This window comes from Xanthomonas sp. WHRI 7065, assembly GCF_040203115.2.
Taxonomy (GTDB): domain Bacteria; phylum Pseudomonadota; class Gammaproteobacteria; order Xanthomonadales; family Xanthomonadaceae; genus Xanthomonas; species Xanthomonas arboricola.
In genome coordinates this window covers 3826813-3846802 of record NZ_CP168194.1, presented here as the reverse complement: position 1 = coordinate 3846802, position 19990 = coordinate 3826813, and the positions used below count along the sequence as shown (strand labels likewise).

The 19990-nt window shown below is 67.1% G+C and carries 12 protein-coding genes; 9 read left to right on the top strand and 3 right to left on the bottom strand.

Annotation, left to right across the window (positions count from 1 at the left end):
* The first annotated feature begins 301 nt into the window (after positions 1-301).
* From ABQY64_RS16035 to ABQY64_RS16025, 3 genes are all read left to right on the top strand, one after another.
* Positions 302-736, top strand: coding sequence for a DUF2946 family protein (locus ABQY64_RS16035; RefSeq protein WP_349779510.1), 435 nt, complete (start codon positions 302-304; stop codon positions 734-736).
* 195 nt (positions 737-931) lie between these two features.
* Positions 932-2935: a TonB-dependent receptor gene (locus ABQY64_RS16030; RefSeq protein WP_349779549.1), complete on the top strand. Its 2004-nt coding sequence runs from the start codon at positions 932-934 to the stop codon at positions 2933-2935.
* Entirely contained in the window at positions 2935-4500 is a 1566-nt protein-coding gene (locus ABQY64_RS16025; RefSeq protein ID WP_349779511.1) for a PepSY domain-containing protein, read from the top strand. The genes ABQY64_RS16030 and ABQY64_RS16025 overlap by 1 nt, the downstream gene beginning before the upstream one ends.
* 130 nt (positions 4501-4630) lie before the next feature.
* Here the strand turns inward: ABQY64_RS16025 and ABQY64_RS16020 are convergent, their stop codons facing one another.
* From ABQY64_RS16020 to ABQY64_RS16010, 3 genes are all read right to left on the bottom strand, one after another.
* Positions 4631-5356 carry a phosphoadenylyl-sulfate reductase gene (locus ABQY64_RS16020; protein WP_024940721.1) on the bottom strand — a complete coding sequence of 242 codons (726 nt, stop codon included), beginning with the start codon at positions 5354-5356 and terminating at the stop codon, positions 4631-4633.
* A complete protein-coding gene (gene cysI, locus ABQY64_RS16015; protein WP_374151304.1) occupies positions 5353-7059 on the bottom strand; it encodes an assimilatory sulfite reductase (NADPH) hemoprotein subunit in 1707 nt (568 codons plus the stop codon). Before cysI ends, ABQY64_RS16020 begins: the two co-directional genes overlap by 4 nt.
* 120 nt (positions 7060-7179) lie before the next feature.
* Positions 7180-9027, bottom strand: a complete 1848-nt coding sequence (locus ABQY64_RS16010; RefSeq protein WP_349779513.1) for an assimilatory sulfite reductase (NADPH) flavoprotein subunit — start codon at positions 9025-9027, stop codon at positions 7180-7182.
* 179 nt (positions 9028-9206) lie between these two features.
* Between ABQY64_RS16010 and cysD the strand changes: the two genes are divergently transcribed.
* The 6 genes from cysD to ABQY64_RS15980 all read left to right on the top strand — a co-directional run bounded on the left by cysD (position 9207) and on the right by ABQY64_RS15980 (position 19966).
* Positions 9207-10115, top strand: a complete 909-nt coding sequence (gene cysD / locus ABQY64_RS16005) for a sulfate adenylyltransferase subunit CysD (RefSeq protein WP_349779514.1) — start codon at positions 9207-9209, stop codon at positions 10113-10115.
* Positions 10115-12091, top strand: coding sequence for a sulfate adenylyltransferase subunit CysN (gene cysN / locus ABQY64_RS16000; RefSeq protein ID WP_349779515.1), 1977 nt, complete (start codon positions 10115-10117; stop codon positions 12089-12091). Before cysD ends, cysN begins: the two co-directional genes overlap by 1 nt.
* A gap of 260 nt (positions 12092-12351) precedes the next feature.
* Entirely contained in the window at positions 12352-13425 is a 1074-nt protein-coding gene (locus ABQY64_RS15995) for an efflux RND transporter periplasmic adaptor subunit (RefSeq protein WP_349779516.1), read from the top strand.
* The gene (locus tag ABQY64_RS15990; RefSeq protein WP_024940307.1) at positions 13422-16547 is read left to right on the top strand and encodes an efflux RND transporter permease subunit; all 3126 of its coding nucleotides are present in this window, start codon (positions 13422-13424) and stop codon (positions 16545-16547) included. The genes ABQY64_RS15995 and ABQY64_RS15990 overlap by 4 nt, the downstream gene beginning before the upstream one ends.
* Before the next feature lie 277 nt (positions 16548-16824).
* Entirely contained in the window at positions 16825-17154 is a 330-nt protein-coding gene (locus ABQY64_RS15985; RefSeq protein WP_104573754.1) for a hypothetical protein, read from the top strand.
* Positions 17155-17290: 136 nt separating this feature from the next.
* Entirely contained in the window at positions 17291-19966 is a 2676-nt protein-coding gene (locus ABQY64_RS15980; RefSeq protein ID WP_349779517.1) for a M1 family metallopeptidase, read from the top strand.
* The last annotated feature ends 24 nt before the right edge of the window (positions 19967-19990 follow it).

Sequence of the window (19990 nt, the reverse complement as noted above, 5' to 3'; positions counted from 1 at the left end):
GCGCGCAGATGGATGGGGTGACGTATAAGCATAGGGCATGCCAGGGCCTGCCATGTGCGCGCTGTCACGTCCACTGCTGGAACTGTGACTACCGACCTCGACAACGGCGGTGCATCGACCCTTCAGGGTTGTACCTGTGCGTCGGCGATTTTCGCGATCAGGCCGGCAGATGTCGCCCGACCAGAACGCGCGTCACTGGGCTGCGGTCCGGCAGGTCGACCGCTGCCGACGGGTGCGACATGCGGTCGCGCACCGGCCGCCACCATCGCCCCCGCGGCATGCGGCGGCTTACACTCGCGCAATGCCTTCGCTCCGCCGCCACCCTTGCCTGCACTTGCTCGCCTGTCTGGCGGTGCTGCTGATGCTGGTGGCGCCGCTGATCAGCCGTTGGAGCCAGGCGCAGTCGCCCGAGCCGATGTGCATGAGCGGGCCGGCGCTGAACGCAGGCGGGTCGCTGCATGCGGACCATCAGGCCGTGCCGGCGCAGACGGCCGCGCACCATCACGCCGCCGCTGCAACGCCCGCCAAGCCGCACACCGGCGACCACGCAGGCGCGCATGGTGAAGCCTGCGATTACTGCGTGCTGGCCGCGCGTCTGCTGCCTTGGCTGGCCTTGCTGGTGCTGTGCCTGCTGCAAGCGCGGCCGGCGCCGGCGCCGGTGCACAGGCAGGCGCGCGCAACATCGACGGTGCGCTGGGCCGCACTCGGGGCACGTGGGCCGCCGCTGTACGCGTGAGTCTGGCCCCATCGCGGGCGTCCGTTGCGTTGTAGCGATTGCGTGCCGGATCTTCCGGCGCGCCCGCATGCAGTTGCATGGACGACCCGCTCTCCTGAAGTGATGCCTGTGCCCGCTGTGTTGCCGCGGTGCACGGCGGTGTTGCCGTGCCGGCACGGCGAAGGGTTGGTCATGCGGTTGCGATTATTGAAAACGCTGTGGTACGCGCCATCGTTGGCGCTGGTATGGGGGCCTGCGTGCACTGTGCAGGCGCAGGATGCGGCATTGACCCTGGGCAAGGTGCAGGTGAGCGCGCAACCCCAGCGCAGCCCGAGCACGGCACGCGTGCTGAGTTCGGTGGATGTGATCGGTGGCGAGCTGCTGCACGATCAGCACGTGGACTACAGCTGGGAGCTGTTGATGCGTGCGCCGGGCGTGCAGGTCACCCAGTTCCGCATGGGCACCGATGCGGGGCGGTTCTCGTTCCGTGGTTTCAATGGCGAGGGACGCATCAATGCGGTGAAGCTGCTGATCGACGGCATCCCCAGCAACGACAATGCCGGCGGCATGCCGTATCTGGACGCGGTGTTTGCGCAGGACATCAGCGCAATCGAGATCGTGCGCGGCACCAACGATGCGCGCTACGGTCTGCATGCGATCGCCGGCAGCGTGGATGTGCTGACCCGTACCGGCGGCAACGATGGCCGCCTGAGCGTGACGGCGGGCAGTTTCGGTGCGCGCGAGGTGCAGTTGGGCAAGGGCTTCGAACATGGCGCATGGAGCCAGAACTATGTGCTGGCCTGGCGCGATTCCGATGGTTATCGCGAACACGCCGACGCGCGCAAACGCAGCGTGGCCGGCAAGTGGTTCTATACCGACCCCGATGGCGGCTTCCGTGCCGGGCTCACCACGCGTTACTACGACAATCACGCACTGGAAGCCGGCTATCTGGATGCGGCCAGCGCACGCGCGGCGCCACGCAGTTCTCCGGCGTATGCACAGGACGATCGCAGCGAACGCCAGCTGCGGCAGACCGCGTTGCACGCGGACGGCACGCTGGGCGCCGCTACGCAGTGGAGCGCCAAGGCCTACCAGAACGATTACCGCAATCGGCGCTGGGTGCGCTTTTCCGCAGCCGGCCTGCAGCAGGAACGCGATACCGACGAGACACACCGCGGCCTGCTGTTGCGCGGCAACTGGCAGCCGGATTGGGGCGCGCTGGTGGCCAATCTGGAAGCCGGCGTGGATGCGCAGTGGCAGGACAATCAGTCGCAGCGCTACCGCACCGTGGCCCGGGTGCGCGGCGCGCAATTGCGCGATTGGGATTACGACCTGCGCACGCGCGGGGCCTACGTACAGGCGGTGCTGACCCCGGTCGAGCGGCTGCAGTTGGTGCCGGGCTATCGCATCGACCGTGTCGATGGGCAACTGCACGATGTGCGTGCCGGCATTTACGCACCGACGTACGACTACGGCACCATCAAGCAGCCCAAGTTCAGTGCCAGCTACCGGCTGGCCGGGCAAAGCAGCGTGTACGCGAACTGGGGGCGCAGCTTCCAGATCGGCAGCGGCGATGGCGCGTATCGGCGCCAGCCGGCAAATCTCCGCCCGTCGATCAATGACGGCTGGGAGGCCGGTTTCAAGTTCGCGCCATCGGCGCTGATGGACGGCCGCCTGGCGTATTGGGAGCAACGCGCCTCCGGCGAAGTCGCCACCATCCTGGGCGTCAATGGCGTGGCCGGTGTCGGCGATGTAGCCAATGTCGGGCGCACGCTGCGGCGCGGCTGGGATGCGCAACTGAACCTGCAGCCGGCCGAACACTGGCGGGCCTGGATGTCGTATTCGCGGCAAAAGGCCAGCATCGCCACGCCGGACCCGAGTGCGCCGGCCACGCGCGGCAAGGAGATCGAAAACGTGCCGCATTGGCTGGCCACCGCCGGGCTGGAATGGCAGCTCACCGCGGCGGTGCAGCTGAGCGCCTGGGGCAATGCGCAAGGCGATTATTATCTGGAGCGCAGCAATACCCTGGGGCGCACCGGTGGCTACGCCCTGCTCAATCTGGGCGCGCGCTGGAACCTGGATGCACGCAACGCGCTCAGCCTGCAGCTGCGCAATGTCACCGATCGCGCGTACGTGTATGCGTGGTACGACACCGGTAGTTCCGGCTATTCGCCGGGCGATGGACGTGCGTTGTCGCTGTCCTGGGACTGGAGCTTCTGATGCGCGCAATCATGGGCGATGGCCGCGTCACCGATCCGCGCCGGGATGGCCGCTGGCGCTTCTATCGCGCGGTGTGGCGCTGGCACTTCTATGCCGGTTTGCTGGTGCTGCCCTTCATCGTCTGGCTGGCGCTGACCGGTGCGGCATTCCTGTACCAGGATGCGATCGACCGCAGCGTGCACCATGGCTTGAAGGTCGTATCGGTGGGCGAGCGGCGGGTGTCTGCGCAACGCCTGGTCGATGCGGCGCAGCGCAGGTATGGCGGCAGCTTGTTTCGTTACACCACGCCCGCACGTGCCGATGCCAGTGCCGAGATCGGGCTGGTCGACACGCACGCTGTGCGGCAGGTGGTGTATGTCGACCCGTATCGCGCACACGTGCTCGGCGCGCTGCCCGAGCACGGCACCCTGGCCTGGACGATCCGCCGGTTGCACAGTCTTGAGTTGATCGGGCCGCTTGCGCGCGGCCTGATCGAAATGGCGGCGGGCTGGGCGATCGTGCTGGTGTTGACCGGTGTGTATCTGTGGTGGCCGCGCGGGCGCCGCGGCGGGGTGGTCAGCGTGCGCGGCACGCCGGGGCAGCGGCTGTTCTGGCGCGATCTGCATGCGGTCACCGGTGCCGGCGTCGGGGCGGTGTTGCTGTTCCTGGCGCTGACTGGGATGCCGTGGTCGTGGCTGTGGGGCGCGCAGGTCAATCGCTGGGTCAATGGGCAGGATTTCGGGTATCCGGCCGGTGTGCGGGTGCAGCAGCCGATGTCGCAACAGCGTTTGTCCGAGACGACCGATCCGGCGTGGTCGTTGCGGCAGGCGCGTGTGCCGGAGTCAGCGGTGCCTGGGCGTGGAGCCGCGGGGGTGGATGAGGGTCTGCATGACGGGCGGGTGGATGTGACGCTGGCGGATGCGGAACATTCGGAACATTCGGAACATTCGGAACATTCGGAACATTCGGGACACGCGGGACAGCCAAGCCCGTCAGAACATGCGGTGCAGTCGGAACATGCCGCGCACGGCGGCACCGGCAATGTCGCTGCGCCCGGTCACGGTGCAATCGGGCTGGATGCGGCGATGGCGCGGTTCGATGCGCTCGGCATCGTACCGGGCTACAGCGTCTCGCCACCGCGTGGCGCCACCGGGGTGTACACCGCCTCGGTCTATCCGGCCGACCTGCAGCGCCAGCGCGTGATCCATCTGGATCAGTACAGCGGTGCGGTGCTGCTGGACATGCGCTATCGCGATTACGGGCCAGTGGGGCGCGCGCTGGAATGGGGCATCAACGTGCATCTGGGCCAGCAATACGGCACTGCCAATCAGGTGATCCTGTTGCTGGCCTGCGCGGCGATCGTGCTGCTGTGCGTGAGCGCGGCGGTAATGTGGTGGAAACGTCGCCCGGTCGGCGGCCTGGGCGTACCGCCATTGCCGGCCGATCCGCGCACGCTGCGCGGTCTGCTGGTGCTGCTGGTGATCTGCGGGCTGATCTTCCCGCTGGTCGGGGTGTCGCTGTTGCTGATGTGGCTGTTCGATCGCTACTGGATGCAGCGCAGTCGGGCACCTGTTCCCGCGCCATGAGCACGTGCGCGTCACCTCAAATGCGCTGCGGACGCGCCGAGGCAGGGATGCGCTTGGCGGTGTGCCCACCGGCAAACTTGACGCGTAGTGGTGCAGGCCCGCTTCGTAATGAGCGTGCGCTGCGCCGCGCTCAGATGTCCTCGTGGATGCCGCATTCGCGCTTCAACCCGAAGAAGCGCGTGTCCTCCTCGCGCATGCCCGGTTCCCAGCGGCGTGTGGTGTGGAAGTCGCCGATGGACACGTAGCCTTGTTCCCATAGCGGGTGGTAGGGCAGGTCGTGCGCCTGCAGGTATTGCCACACGTCGCGGTCGGTCCAGTCGGCGATCGGGCTGACCTTGTAGCGCTCACCGCGCTTTTGCACGATCGGCGTCTGTGCGCGGCCACCGGACTGGCTGCGGCGCAGGCCGGTGAACCAGGTGCCTACGTTAAGCTCGTCCAATGCGCGGCGCATCGGCTCGACCTTGCGCAGGTTGTTGTACTGGTCGATGCCGACCATGCCCTGTTCCCACAGACGGCCGTGGCGCGCTTCCATCCAGGCGCGGCTGACCAGCGGGCGGTACACCTTGAGGTTGAGCTTGAGCCGGTCGGCCAGTGCGTCGGCAAACCGGTAGGTTTCCGGAAACAGGTAGCCGGTATCGATCAGGATCACCGGAATGTCCGGGCGCTGCTGGGTGAGCAGGTGCAGCGTGACCGCTGACTGCGCGCCGAAACTGGACGACAGTGCCGCCTCCTGCGGACCGTGTTGCAGGGCCCAGGCCACGCGCTCGTCGGCGCGCAGGCCTTCCAGTTGCGCGTTGAGCGCGTCCAGGTCGTCCAGCGCGGACGCAGTGATCGATGCAGCAGGCAGCGCGGTCATGCGAGCAATTCCAGGTCGAGGTGACGGTGTGTGGGGTAGGGCGGCAACGCGATCAGGCCGCTGCGATGCAGGAAATCGCCGAAGCCTTCGTCGCCGGCCTGATCGCGTTCGGCCGCATAGCGCGCCAGCAACGGTTCCAGTGCGGCGAGAATGTCCGCTTCGGTAATGTTTTCGCGGTACAGCGTGTTCAGGCGCTGGCCGCGGCGGTCGCCGCCCAGCATCAGGTTGTAGCGGCCGGGCGCCTTGCCGACCAGCGCGATCTCGGCCAGATACGGGCGCGAGCAGCCATTCGGGCAGCCGGACAGGCGCAGCACGATCGGGGTGTCGGCCAGCCCGTGTTGCTCCAGCACCGGCTGCAGGGCCGCGCTGAAATCGGGCAGGTAGCGTTCGGCCTCGGCCATCGCCAGCCCGCAGGTCGGCAGCGACACGCAAGCCATTGCGCCGCGTGCCAGCGCGGTGGGCGCGCGATTGCCGGCATCCAGGCCGTAGTGCGCGACCAGGGCATCGACGCGCGCGCGCTCGCTGGCCAGCACGCCGGCGATGACCAGGTTCTGGTTGGGCGTCATGCGGAACTGGCCGACGTTCAATTGCGCAATCGCGCGCAGGCCGCTCAGGTGCGCAGCGGTGTCGGTATCGGCGATGCGCCCGGCAGGCAGGGCCAGGGTCAGATGCGACAGACCATCGTCGCCCTCGACCCAGCCGTAGCGGTCGCCGTTGTGCTCGAACGCGAACTGCCTGGCGGGTTGCAGCGCAAAGCCGGCACGACGTTCGATCTCGGCCACGATGGTGTCCAGGCCGTGATCGTCGATGGTGTACTTGAAGCGCGCGCGCTTGCGCACCGCACGGTTGCCGAAGTCGCGCTGGGTGGTGACCACGGCGGTGGCCACCTCCAGCAACTGATCGCGGGTGACGAACCCGACGACATTGGCCACGCGCGGCCAGGTTTCCGCATCGCCATGGCTGGCGCCCATGCCGCCGCCGATGCTGACGTTGTAGCCGAGCAATTCGCCGTCGCGCAGGATCGCGATGAAGCCCAGGTCGTTGGCGAATACGTCTATATCGTTGAGTGGCGGCGCGGCGAAACCGATCTTGAACTTGCGCGGCAGATAACGGTCGCCGTAGATCGGCTCTTCTTCGTTGCCGGAGCCGGACACGCGCTCTTCGTCCAGCCAGATCTCGTAATAAGCACGGGTGTTGGGCAACAGATGCTCGGACACCCGCGCGGCATCGGCATACAGCGTGGCATGCGCCTGCGACAGCAGCGGATTGGCGGCGACCTGCACATTGCGATTGACATCGCCGCAGGCAGCCAGCGTATCGATCAAGGTGGCGTTGATCGCCTGCATGGTCGCCTTGAGCTCGCGCTTGATCACGCCATGGAACTGGAACGCCTGACGCGTGGTGATGCGCAGCGAATGATTGGCGTACCGCGTGGCGATGCCATCCAGTGCCAGCCACTGCGTGGGCGAGATCACTCCACCCGGCGTACGGGTGCGGATCATGAATTGATACGCCGGTTCGAGCTTCTGCCGACGCCGCTCATCGCGGATGTCGCGATCGTCCTGCTGATAGCTGCCGTGGTACTTGATCAGGGTCTGATCGTCCTCGCGCAACGCACCGGTCACCGCATCGGCCAGGCTCTGTTCCAGCGACCCGCGCAGACGGCGACTTTCGGATTTGATGTCTTCGACGGAGTGGCTCATGACGGGATTCGGCATTCGTGATTGGGGATTGGCAAAAACAAACAAGCAGCAGCACGACAACAACCAGACCCGGGGAGCCCGCAATTACGAATCCCCAATCCCCACTCCCGATTCCCAGCACTAATAGACATCACGCGCATACCGTCCCTCCACCTGCAATCGAGTGAGATACGCAGCAGCGGCTTCGGCATCGAGTGCGCCGTGGGTGGCGACGATGTCGAGCAGGGCGGCGTGCACGTCCTTGCCCATGCCGATGGCGCCGCACACGTACAGATGCGCACCGCCCTGCAGCCAGGCGTAGACCTCGGCGCCGCGTGCGCGCAGGCGGTGCTGCACGTAGATCTTTTCGGCCTGGTCGCGCGAGAACGCGACTTCCAGTGCGTGCAGTTCGCCGCGTTGCAAGGCCTGTTGCCATTCGGCCTGATACAGGAAATCGGTATTGAAATGCTGGGCGCCGAAGAACAGCCAGTTGCGGCCCCTGGCGCCGGTTTCGGCGCGTTCCTGCACGAAGCCGCGGAACGGCGCCACGCCGGTGCCCGGGCCGATCATCAGGATGTCGCGATCGGTATCGGCTGGTAGCCGGAAGCGCGCGTTCGGCTCGATGTAGACCGGTGCGGTGTCGCCTTCGCGCAATGCGGCCAGAAAGCCGCTGGCCGAGCCCAGGTGCGCATGCCCGTGCGCCTGGTAGGTGAGTTCGTCCACCACCAGGTGCACTTCTTCGCCCACGCGCTTGCGGCTGGAGGCGATCGAGTACAGGCGCGGGGTGAGCGGACGCAGCGCGGCCAGCAGGCCGGCATGGTCCCAATCCGCCGGCCAGCGTCGCAGCACGTCGATCAACTGGTGATCGGCAAGCAATGACGCCAGGCCGGCGGTCTGGGTCGGGGCGAGCAGCGCTTGCAGCTCGTCGGCGCGCGCACGCTCGGCATGTGCGGCCAGCAGCGGCCGCGACAGCTTGGTCAGTTCGCGCCGGGTGGCCAGCCACTCGTGCAGGGCCAGAGTCTCTTCGCCGACGGTGACCGCGGCATGACCGTCCAGGCGCAGCGTCTCCAGCACCGCATCCACCAGCGCCGGCGGATTGCGATGGCGGATGCCCAGCGCGTCGCCGGGCTCGTAGCTCAGCCCGCTGCCTTCCAGCGAAAATTCCAGATGGCGCACGCGCTTGCTCGGCAAGGCGTAGACGCGGAACTGCGGGCCCTTGAAGTCGCGCCCGCTGACGATCTGGTTGGCCAGCAATTCGGCAGGGAAAGGCTGCTGATGCGACCAGGCCGGTGCGGCTGCACTGCTGCGCAACGGCGTGATGGTGGCCGATGGCGGGCCGCTCCTGAGCTGCTCGCGTGCGTGCTTGAGCGCCTGCGTGCGCCAGGGCGCAGCGACGCTGTCGATATCCAGGTCGGCTTCGCCGCGTGGCTGCACGCGGCTGCCGCCAAGCTCGGCCAGGCGGTCGTCGATGCGGCGTGCGATGCCGCAGAAATCGGCGTAACTGGAGTCACCCAGGCCGAGCACCGCGTACTTGAGCTCGGGCAGCTTGGGCGCGCGGCGGCTGGCCAGGAATTCCACCAGCCCGATCGCATCGTCCGGCGGGTCGCCTTCGCCCTGGGTGCTGATGACCACGTAGAGCAGTCGCTCGCTGGCCAGTTCGCGGGTGGGGTACTGGTCGGCACGCAACAGACGCACGCTCAGTCCGGCGGCCTCGGCCTCGGCCGCCAGTTGCTCGGCCTCCCGGCGTGCATTGCCGGTCTGGCTGCCGTAGAGCACGGTCAGGCGCTGGCTTTCCTGTGCCGGCGCGTGCGGCTGGCCGCCCGGCAACACCGCCAGCGCGCGCGGCGGCTGGCCTTGTGCCAGTCCGGCGGTGTAGCCGGACAGCCACCACAGCGATGCGGCATCCAGGCCGTCGACCAACCGTTCCAGCAGCGCCTTGCGCTCGTCGGGCAAGGGGCTGGGCGGTAGCGCGGAACTGGCGGCGGTCATTCGGATCCAGGGCGGTTGATGAGACCAGTGATGTTAGGGAAGCGTTGCCGCGGCCAGAAAGGATGAGCCGTTATCGCGTTATGCCGGCCGCTTATTTGGGTGCGGGCGGCCCGCGCCACACACTGCGGCGCCTTGCCCTACCATCGGCTGGTCTGCCCGCCGACGCCCACGACACCCTGATGACTCTGCTGCCCCTGTCACACCTGGATCGGCTCGAGGCCGAAAGCATCCACATCCTGCGCGAGGTCGCCGCCGAATTCCGGGCCCCGGTGATGCTGTATTCGGTGGGCAAGGACAGCTCGGTGCTGCTGCATCTGCTGCTCAAGGCGTTCGCGCCGTCGCCGCCACCGATCCCGCTGCTGCATGTGGACACGCGCTGGAAGTTCGGCGAGATGATCGCCTTCCGCGACCGCCGCGCGGCCGAGACCGGCGTGGACCTGCGCGTGCACATCAACCCCGACGGCATCGCCCAGGACGTCGGCCCGATCAGCCACGGCGCGGCAGTGCATACCGACATCATGAAGACCCAGGGCCTGAAGCAGGCGCTGGAGCGGGGCGGCTTCGACGCGGCGATCGGCGGGGCACGCCGCGACGAGGAGAAATCGCGCGCCAAGGAGCGCGTGTTCTCGTTCCGCAACGCGCGTCATCGCTGGGACCCCAAGAACCAGCGCCCGGAGTTGTGGAATCTGTACAACGCGCGCACCAAACCCGGCGAAAGCGTACGCGTGTTTCCGCTGTCCAACTGGACCGAGCTGGATATCTGGCTGTACATCTACCGCGAACGGATACCGGTGGTGCCGCTGTATTTCGCCGCGCCGCGCCCGGTGGTGGAGCGCGACGGCGCCTGGATCATGGTCGACGACGACCGCCTGCCGCTGCACGACGGCGAGACACCGCAACTGCGCTCGGTGCGCTTCCGCACGCTGGGCTGCTATCCGCTGACCGGTGCGATCGAATCGACCGCAGACACGTTGGAAGCGGTGATCGCCGAAATGCTGGTCAGCACCAGCTCCGAACGCCAGGGCCGCATGATCGATCATGCGCCAGGTGCGTCGATGGAGCAGAAGAAGCTTGAGGGGTATTTTTGATGGGCAGGGAATCGGGATTCGGGATTGGGGATTCGCAACAGCAGTTTGCTGCAGACGTTACGACGGAGGAGGGCGCCTTCGCGATTCCCGATTCCCCACTCCCGATTCCCGGCGCGATCAGCGCCTACCTGCATCAACACGAAGCCAAGCCGCTGCTGCGCTTCATCACCTGCGGCAGCGTGGACGATGGCAAGAGCACCTTGATCGGGCGCCTGCTGTACGACAGCAAGCGCCTGTTCGACGATCAGCTTGCCGCGCTGGAAAGCGATAGCCGGCGGCATGGCACGCAGGGCGAGGGTATCGACTATGCGTTGTTGATGGATGGGCTGGCCGCCGAGCGTGAGCAGGGCATCACCATCGATGTGGCGTACCGCTACTTCGATACCGACCAGCGCAAGTTCATCGTCGCCGACTGCCCCGGCCATGAGCAGTACACGCGCAACATGGCCACCGGCGCATCCACTGCCGATGTCGCGGTGGTGCTGGTGGATGCGCGCAAGGGCTTGTTGGCGCAGACGCGCCGGCACAGTTACATCGTGTCGTTGCTGGGCATCGGCCACGTGGTGCTGGCGGTCAACAAGATGGACCTGGTGGACTACGACGCGCAGGTCTTCGCCGACATCGCCGAGGGCTATCGCGTGCTGGCCGCACAGCTGGGCATCGCCGATGTGCAGTGCATTCCGCTGTCGGCTCTGGCTGGCGAAAATCTGTCCAGCCCATCGACGCGGATGCCGTGGTACCGCGGCCCGCATCTGCTGCAGCATCTCGACACCGTGCACGTGGAGACGCCGGAAGCCGGCAGCGGCTTCCGCTTGCCGGTGCAGTGGGTCAATCGCCCCCATCAGCACTTCCGTGGCTACGCCGGCACCATCGCGGCCGGGCAGGTGCGGGTGGGCGATGCAGTGGTGGTGGTACCGTCCGGGCGCCGCACGCAGGTGGCATCCGTACTGGATGCCAACGGCGAGGTGGACAGCGCACGCGCCGGCCAGGCAGTCACGCTGACCTTGCGCGACGAGATCGATATCAGCCGCGGCGACATCATTGCCGCCGTCGACGACCCGCCGGAAGTGGCCGACCAGTTCGCCGCGCATCTGCTGTGGATGGACGATGCCGCCTTGCTGCCGGGGCGCCCGTACTGGCTCAAGATCGGCACGCGCACGGTCACCGCGAGCATCAGCGAGATCAAGCACAAGGTCGATGTGAACACGCAGGAGCGGCTGGCCGCCAAGCGGCTGGAGCTCAATGAGGTGGGCTACTGCAATCTGGCGCTGGATGAGCCGATTGCGTTCTCGCCGTACGCGCGCAACCGCGTGCTGGGTGGCTTCATCCTGATCGACCGGCAGAGCAATGCCACCGTGGCCGCCGGCACGCTGGAGTTTGCGCTACGCCGCGCAGGCAACGTGCACTGGCAGCATCTGGACGTGGACCGCGCCGCGCGCGCGCGCATCAAGGGCCAGGCCCCGCGCGTGCTTTGGTTCACCGGCTTGTCGGGCGCGGGCAAGTCCACGGTCGCCAACCTGGTCGACAAGCGCCTGCATGCGCTGGGCTATCACACCTTCATCCTGGACGGCGACAACGTGCGCCACGGGCTCAACCGCGATCTGGGCTTCACCGACGAAGACCGCGTGGAAAACATCCGCCGCGTGGCCGAGGTGGCGCGGCTGATGGCCGATGCCGGCCTGATCGTACTGGTGAGCTTCATCTCGCCGTTCCGCGCCGAGCGGCAACTGGCGCGCGAGCGCTTCGATGCCGGGGAGTTCGTCGAGGTGTTCGTGGACGTGCCGCTGGCGGTCGCCGAGGCGCGCGATGTGAAGGGGCTGTACCGCAAGGCGCGGGCCGGGCAGATTCCCAATTTCACCGGCATCGATTCGCCCTACGAGGCCCCGGAGGCGCCGGAGGTCCATCTTCACGCCGATGGTGAGAACGTAGAGGCGCTGGCGCGTCATGTGCTCGAGTTTCTCGGGCTGGAACGCTGAGCGGGGCTGACAGGACATAGCGGCAGGCGTCAGGTGGGTGTGTGCAACGCGAAGCCGCCATGCATGAATGCGTACATGCAGCGGCCGAGCGGTGGCCGCGTCCGTCCGGCAGCCACGCCGCCGTGTCGGTGGCTGCGCTGACCAGCGCATCGCGCCGACGACAGCAAGGGTCTTTGGTCATGGTGCAAAGCACGCCCTTTCTGTCAACTCCATGGCGGCTAGGTCGTTAAACTTTCGACGTACCCCGCCAGGATGTTCTGATGCTTGTTCGACCCAGCGCGCGTTTCGGCGCAGCGCTCTTGTTGGCCGTCGCGCTGGCCGGTTGTAGCCGTGAGGCCGCCGCGCCGGCCGCCGCCAAACCCATCCCGGTCTCTGTGCAGGCGGTGACCACCCAGCCCTGGAACTCGACCGTGCAGTCGATCGCCACCGTGCGTGCGCGCGAATCGGTGGCGCTGACCGCGGCGGTAAGCGATGTGGTGGAGCAGGTCAATTTCGACAGCGGCGACGAGGTCAAGGCCGGGCAGCTGCTGCTGCGGCTGCGCGGCAATTCGCAGCAGGCGGCACTGACGGCCGCCCAGGCCACCTTCGAGGAAACCGACCAGCTGTACCGGCGCCAGTTGAGTCTGGTTGGTCAGCAACTGGTGGCCAAATCCACCGTCGATACGCAACGCGCGCTGCGCGATGCGGCGCAGGCGCGCGTGCAGCAGATGCGCGCGGAAATCACCGACCGCGAGGTGCGCGCGCCGTTCTCCGGTGTGCTCGGCATCCGCCAGATCAGCCCGGGCTCGTTGATCACCTCCAGCACGGTGATCGCCACGCTGGACGATGTGGCGCGCATGTACGTGGACTTCCAGGTACCGGAGTCGCAGTTCGGCCTGGTGCAGCTCGGCAATACCGTCAATGGCACCGCGGCGGCGTATCCGGGCGAGCAGTTCGAAGGCGTGGTGGCGGCGATCGATTCGCGCATCGACGAGACCACCCGTTCGGTGACGGTGCGGGCGGACTTCCCCAACGGCGATCGTCGCCTGCGCCCGGGCATGTTGCTGGATGTGCGCCTGTTCCAGCCGGCGCGGCAGGCGTTGGTGATCCCGGAGATTGCGGTGGTGCAGGTGGGGCGCGAGTCCTACGTGTTCCGGGTCAAGCCCGACAGCAGCGTGGAGCGCGCCGACGTGCGCCTGGGCGAGCGCCGCGACGGCAAGGTGGAAATTCTCGACGGGGTCAAGGCCGGTGAGCGCATCGTGGTGGACGGCACCGGCAAGCTGCGTCCGGGCCTGAAGGTGGTCGATCAGGCCGCGCCTGCGCCGGTAGCGGCGCGCCCGCAGGCAGCACGATGAAACTCTCCGACCTGTCCATTACCCGCCCGGTGATGGCGGTGGTGATGAGCCTGCTGCTGATCGTGCTGGGGGTGATGTCGTTCACCCGGCTGACCTTGCGCGAGTTGCCGGCGATCGACCCGCCGATCGTGTCGGTGGACGTGGAATACACCGGCGCTTCGGCGGCGGTGGTGGAAAGCCGCATCACCCAGGTGCTGGAAGACGCGCTGGCCGGCATCGAAGGCATCGAGACCATCGAGGCGCGCAGCCGCAATGGCTCTTCCGATATCAGTATCGAATTCGTGCAGTCGCGCGATGTGGAAGCTGCCGCCAACGACGTGCGCGATGCGGTCAGCCGCGTCTCCGACCGCATGCCCGACCAGGCGCGCCCGCCGGAGATTTCCAAGGTCGAGGCCGACGCCGATCCCATCCTGTGGCTCAACATGAGCTCCAGCACGATGGATACGCTGCAGCTGTCCGACTACGCCGAGCGCTACGTGGTGGACCGCTTCTCCAGCCTGGACGGCGTGGCGCAGGTGCGTATCGGCGGGCGCCAGCGCTATGCGATGCGGATCTGGCTGGACCGCGATCAACTGGCCGCGCGCGAACTGACCGTGGCCGATGTGGAAGCGGCGCTGCAGAACGAGAACGTGGAACTGCCGGCCGGCAGCATCGAATCGGCGCAGCGCGATTTCACCTTGCGCGTGGAGCGCAGTTATCTCAAGCCCGAGGATTTTGCCAAGCTGCCGCTCAGCAAGGGCGAGGGCGGCTATGTGGTGCGCCTGGGCGACGTGGCCAGGGTCGAGCTGACCTCGGCCGAGCGCCGCGCCTACTTCCAGAGCAACGGCGTGCCCAATGTGGGCCTGGGCATCGTGCGCAACTCCACCGCCAACGCATTGGATGTTGCACGCGAGGCGCGCGCGCAGGCCGAGGAAGTACAGAAATCGCTGCCGCAGGGCACCAATATCTTCGTTGCCTTCGACACCACGACCTTCATCGATGCAGCGGTGGAGCGCGTGTATCACACGCTGATCGAAGCGGTGGTGCTGGTGCTGGTGGTGATCTGGGTGTTTCTGGGCAGCGCACGCGCGGCGCTGATTCCTGCGGTGACGGTGCCGGTGTGCCTGATCGCTGCGTTCATCGCGCTGTACGCGTTCGATTTTTCGATCAACTTGCTGACCTTGCTTGCGCTGGTGCTGTGTATCGGCCTGGTGGTGGACGATGCCATCGTGGTGGTGGAGAACATCCAGCGCCGCATCGATCTGGGCGAGCCGCCACTGGTGGCGGCCAAGCGCGGCACCGGCCAGGTCGCCTTCGCGGTGATCGCCACCACCGCGGTGCTGGTGGCGGTGTTCCTGCCGGTGGGCTTTCTGGAAGGCAATACCGGGCGCCTGTTCCGCGAGCTGGCGGTGGCATTGGCCGCGGCGGTGGCGATCTCGGCCTTCGTGGCGCTGACGCTGACGCCGATGATGTCGTCCAAGCTGTTGCGCTCGCACGGGCAGGCCAGGCCCAACCGCTTCCATCGCTGGTTCGATGGCCGCATGCAGGCGGTGTCCGGTGCGTACGGGCGCTCGCTGGAGCGGCATGTGCATCGCACCTGGATCTTTGCGCTGCTGATGCTGTTGGCACTGGGCGCCAGCGCGTGGTTGATGGGCCGGATCCCCTCCGAGCTGGCGCCGGCCGAAGACCGCGGCAACTTCCAGATCATGATCGACGGGCCCGAAGGCGCCGGTTTCGATTACACCGTGGGGCAGATGCATCAGGTCGAGGCGATCCTTGGCCCTTACGTAGGCCCGGACAAGCCCATCGTGCGGGCCAACCCGCGCGTGCCCGGCGGCTTCGGCAGCAGCGAGGAAATGCATACAGGCCGGGTCAGCGTGTTTCTGCAGGACTGGGAAAAACGCACGCGCCCGACCACCGAGGTGGCCGACGAACTGCAGCAGAAGCTCAATGTGCTCAGCGGCGTGCGCGCACGCACGCAGGTGAGCGGCGGCCTGGTGCGCAGCCGTGGCCAGCCGTTCCAGCTGGTGCTGGGCGGGCCGGATTATGCGGAGATCGCACAGTGGCGCGATCGCATCCTGCAGCGCATGGAAGCCAATCCCGGCCTGGTCGGCCCGGACTCGGACTACAAGGAAACCCGCCCGCAGATGCGCGTCAACATCGACCGCCTGCGTGCGGCCGATCTGGGCGTGCCGGTCACCGCGATCGGTGGCGCGCTGGAGGCGATGATGGGCTCGCGCCGTGTGACCACGTTCGTGGACAACGGCGAGGAATACGACGTGATGCTGCAGGCCGGCCGCGAAGGCCGCATGGCGCCGGAAGACCTCACCGCTATTCGCGTGCGTTCCACGCGTGGCGAGCTGATTCCGCTGTCCAACCTGGTCACGCTCAGCGAAGTGGCCGAAGCCGGCACCCTGAATCGCTTCAACCGCCTGCGTGCGATCACCATCAGTGCCGGCCTGGCGCCGGGCTACCCGCTCGGCGAGGCGATCGCCTGGGCGCAGCAAACCGCACGCGAGGAATTGCCCGAGTATGCGCAGGTGGACTGGAAGGGCGAGTCGCGCGAATACCAGCAGTCCGGCAGCGCGGTGCTGCTGACCTTCGGCATGGCCTTGCTGGTGGTGTATCTGGTGCTGGCCGCGCAGTTCGAAAGCTTCGCCCATCCGCTGGTGATCATGCTCACGGTGCCGTTGGCGGTGCTGGGCGCGCTGGTCGGGTTGTGGGTCACCGGCGGCACGCTCAACCTGTTCAGTCAGATCGGCATCGTGATGCTGGTGGGGCTGGCGGCCAAGAACGGCATCCTGATCGTGGAGTTCGCCAATCAGTTGCGCGACGAAGGCCGCAGCGTGCATGAGGCGATCGTGGAATCGGCATCGGTGCGCCTGCGTCCGATCCTGATGACCTCGATCGCCACCGTGGTCGGCGCGATTCCGCTGGTGGTGGCCGGCGGGCCCGGCTCGGCCAGCCGCGCCACGATCGGTGTGGTGGTGATCTTCGGCGTGTCACTGTCTACCCTGCTGTCGCTGTATGTGGTGCCGGCGTTCTACAGCCTGATTGCGCCATTCACCAAGTCGCCCGAAGCGGTGGCGCGCGAGCTGGAAACCCTGGAGGCGCAGACGCCCTCGGTAGGCGGTCACGCCTGAGTGATACCGGCAGCGGTGCGCTGCTGCCGGTGGTCAATGAGCGGGGATGCTGCGGCATCGGCGTTGATCGCGGCGTTTGCATTTGGCTGCATCGCAAACAAAACCCAAACATCGGGGCGCAGGCTGTGTCCATCGAACGTGTCAGCGCCAGGTGGCGTCATCGATGCGATGACGCTGCGCAGCCCGGTGTCTTCTTGCCGGGAGCGTCTTCGCCACCGCCGGCAGCACTGCCGCGTGATCGAACCGGACGCCGCAATCCAACCCAGGAGTGCATGCGATGCAGACGCTGCCTTTCGTCAATGACGACCCATCCACGCTGCGGCTTGCGCAGGGGCAGGCTGCGCAGATGCCGTGCCCGCATTGCGGTGCATCGCGCGCTGGCGATGTCGCTGCGCTCTCGGCACGCGCTGCAACACCGGGGACAGGGCAACCGCCCGACGCCACTGCGGTAGCGTCCGTGCAGCCGGCGACGCATCGGCAACGCTCGGTCGAACCAGCACGCCGCATCGCGCCACTGCAGTGCCCGATCCTGCGCGCAGCCCTGTTCGGCAGCATTGCGCTGGTGCTGTTGGTGGTGGACATGTTCGTGCTGTGGCCGCTGCCGTAATGCGCGCTGGCGGGCGGCTGCGCCGATGCGGCGGCGTGTCTGCGCCCCACCGCGTCGGCCGTGCAATGACTAAGGTCACATGACAGTCATGGCCTGCTGTGGTCGACTTCGGCGGTTACCCTGCCCGGAATCGCCAATGCGTCGTCTTGCCTGCCTGCTTGCTCCCTCCCTTCTTGCGCTGTGCTGCGGCACCGCGCTGGCGCAGTCCTCCGGCGAGCCGGTGCCCAATGGCCGCCTGCCGACCTGGGCGGTGCCCGAGCGCTACAGCCTGTCGTTCAAGATCGATCCGGACCAGAGCGAGTTCAGCGGCCGCACTAGCATCCGCGTGCAGCTCAAGCAGGCTTCCGATCACCTCTGGCTGCACGGCAAGGAACTGAAGGTCAGCAAGGTCACGGTCAAGCCGGTCAAGGGCAAGGCGCTGACCGCACGCTACGTGCAAGCCGATGCGCAGGCCGGTGTGGTGCGCCTGGATTTCGGCCGCACGCTGCAGCCGCAGACGCTCACCGTCGACATCGTCTACAGCGCGCCGCTCAATCAGCAGCTGCAGGGCCTGTATCAGGTGAAGTACCAGGGCCAGGCCTATGCGATGACGCAGATGGAGCCGATCAGCGCGCGCTACGCGTTCCCCGGTTTCGACGAACCCGCATTCAAGACCCCGTTCGACCTCAGCCTGACCGTGCCCACCGACGACCAGGCGCTGGCCAACACCATCGCCACCTCGACCAAGCCGGCCGGCAAGGGCTGGAAGACGGTGACCTTCGCCCCGACCGTGCCGCTGCCGACCTATCTGGTCGCCTACGCCGCCGGCCCCTGGGACGTGGTGGACGTGCCGGCCATGCCGGCCACCCCGCAGCGCCCCAATCCGACCCCGCTGCGCGGCATTGCCGCCAAGGGCCAGGGCCCGCGCATCACCCCGGCGCTGGACCAGACCCCGGCGATCATCGCCGCGCTGGAGGACTATTACGCCTTCGGGTATCCGTTCGACAAGCTCGATCTGGTCGCCGCCCCGGACTTCAGCGCCGGTGCAATGGAAAACCCCGGATTCGTCACCTTCCGCGACTGGCTGCTGTTGCTGGACAAGGACTCGCCGGCCGAGAACGTGCAGCGCTCCTTCAACACCAATGCGCATGAGCTGGCCCACCAGTGGACCGGCGACGCCGTCACCATGGAATGGTGGGACGACCTGTGGTTGAACGAGGCGTTCGCCACCTGGATGCAGCAGAAGATCACCATGCAGCTGCACCCGGAATACCGCGCCAATCTGGACCGCATCGGCGGCGCGCAGCATGCGATGGACAACGACAGCCTGGTCAGCGCGCGCAAGATCCGCCAGCCGATCACCGGCAACGGCGATATCGAGACCGCCTTCGACGGCATCACCTACCAGAAGGGTGCGGCGGTGCTGGCGATGTTCGAGGCTTTCGTTGGCGAAGACGTGTTCCGCCAAGGCATGCGCGCCTACATCGCCAAGCACAAGTTCGGCAGCGCCACCGCCGACGATCTGGTCGATGCGATCGCCGATGCCGCCGGCAAGGGCGAGGAGTTCAAGGCCGCCTTCCGCAGCTTCCTCAATCAGCCGGGCGTGCCGTATCTGCAGACCCAGCTCGCCCGCGAAGGCGGCAAGACCGTGGTCAAGCTGCAGCAGCAACGCTATCTGCCGCTGGGTTCCACCGGCTCCACCGCGCAGCAATGGGGCGTGCCGGTGTGCGTCAAGTACGGCAAGGGCAAGAACCAGGTCGGCACTGCCTGCCAGATGCTCGCAGACGGCAGCGGTAGCATCGTGCTGGACGGTGCCGGCAAGAACACCTGGGTGTTCCCGAACGCGCGTGGCGCAGGCTACTACCGTTTCAGCCTGCCCAAGAAGCAGCTGGCTGAACTGGGCAAGCAGGTCGGCCAACTCGACGACAACGAACAGCTGGCCTATGCCGATGCGATCGATGCGGCCTACCGCCACGGCGATACCGACGGCGAGGCCGTGCTGGCAGCGCTCAAGCAGTTGGCGCCGTCCGAATCGGCCGATGTGTCCACGGCGCTGCTGAACCGCTTCGTGTGGATCTGGCGTTACCAGGCCACCAGCCAGGCCCAGCGCGACGTACTGCGCAAGGCGGCCGAACAGGCGTATCTGCCGCGTCTGCGTCAGCTGGGTTACACGCGGCGTAGCGGCGAGTCGATCGACGACACCAGCCTGCGTTCGGCGCTGGCCGGGTTGTTCGCGCTGCGCCTGCAGAACGCGGAAGTGCGCAATGCACTGCTGGCGCAGGGCGATGCGGTCCTGGCCGGCGGCAATGGTGCGCTGGACTTCTCCAAAGCCAATCCGGATCTGCTCGGCACCGCACTGGCGGTGACCGCGCAGGAGCGCGGCGCACCGGCGGTGCAGAGCCTGATCGATGCATTGCGCACGCATGCCGACCCGGCGCAGCGCAACGCCATGATCGCCGCCCTGGGCACGCTGCAGGACCCGGCGCTGCTCAAGCAGGTGCGTGATTTCGCGCTGACCGATGCGATCAAGGTGGGCGAGATGAAGAGCCTGCTGATGCGCGGTCACAGTTATGAGGCCTCGCACGCGTCGATGTGGCCGTGGTTCACCGCCAACTTCGACCGTATCGTGCAGCGCAGTGGTTCGTTCGACGGCGGCGGATTGCCGGCGCTGGGTGCGTCCGGCGGTTGCAGCGTGGAAGAAGCCGACCGCCTGGATGCGTTCTTCAAGCCGCGCCTGGCCACGCTCAGTGGCGCCGACCGCGGCATGGCGCAGACCGGCGAGACCATCCGCCTGTGCGCCGCGCTCAAGCAGGCGCAAACCACCAAGCGCTGAGCCGCGGCCTGCGGCCCGGGTGTG

Excerpts from the sequence above, each read along its gene's own strand:
- ABQY64_RS16035 (WP_349779510.1), top strand. The coding sequence starts at position 302 with ATGCCTTCGCTCCGCCGCCACCCTTGCCTGCACTTGCTCGCCTGTCTG.
- ABQY64_RS16025 (WP_349779511.1), top strand. The coding sequence starts at position 2,935 with ATGCGCGCAATCATGGGCGATGGCCGCGTCACCGATCCGCGCCGGGAT.
- ABQY64_RS16020 (WP_024940721.1), bottom strand. The coding sequence starts at position 5,356 with ATGACCGCGCTGCCTGCTGCATCGATCACTGCGTCCGCGCTGGACGAC.
- cysI (WP_374151304.1), bottom strand. The coding sequence starts at position 7,059 with ATGAGCCACTCCGTCGAAGACATCAAATCCGAAAGTCGCCGTCTGCGC.
- ABQY64_RS16010 (WP_349779513.1), bottom strand. The coding sequence starts at position 9,027 with ATGACCGCCGCCAGTTCCGCGCTACCGCCCAGCCCCTTGCCCGACGAG.
- cysD (WP_349779514.1), top strand. The coding sequence starts at position 9,207 with ATGACTCTGCTGCCCCTGTCACACCTGGATCGGCTCGAGGCCGAAAGC.
- cysN (WP_349779515.1), top strand. The coding sequence starts at position 10,115 with ATGGGCAGGGAATCGGGATTCGGGATTGGGGATTCGCAACAGCAGTTT.
- ABQY64_RS15995 (WP_349779516.1), top strand. The coding sequence starts at position 12,352 with ATGCTTGTTCGACCCAGCGCGCGTTTCGGCGCAGCGCTCTTGTTGGCC.
- ABQY64_RS15990 (WP_024940307.1), top strand. The coding sequence starts at position 13,422 with ATGAAACTCTCCGACCTGTCCATTACCCGCCCGGTGATGGCGGTGGTG.
- ABQY64_RS15985 (WP_104573754.1), top strand. The coding sequence starts at position 16,825 with ATGCAGACGCTGCCTTTCGTCAATGACGACCCATCCACGCTGCGGCTT.
- ABQY64_RS15980 (WP_349779517.1), top strand. The coding sequence starts at position 17,291 with ATGCGTCGTCTTGCCTGCCTGCTTGCTCCCTCCCTTCTTGCGCTGTGC.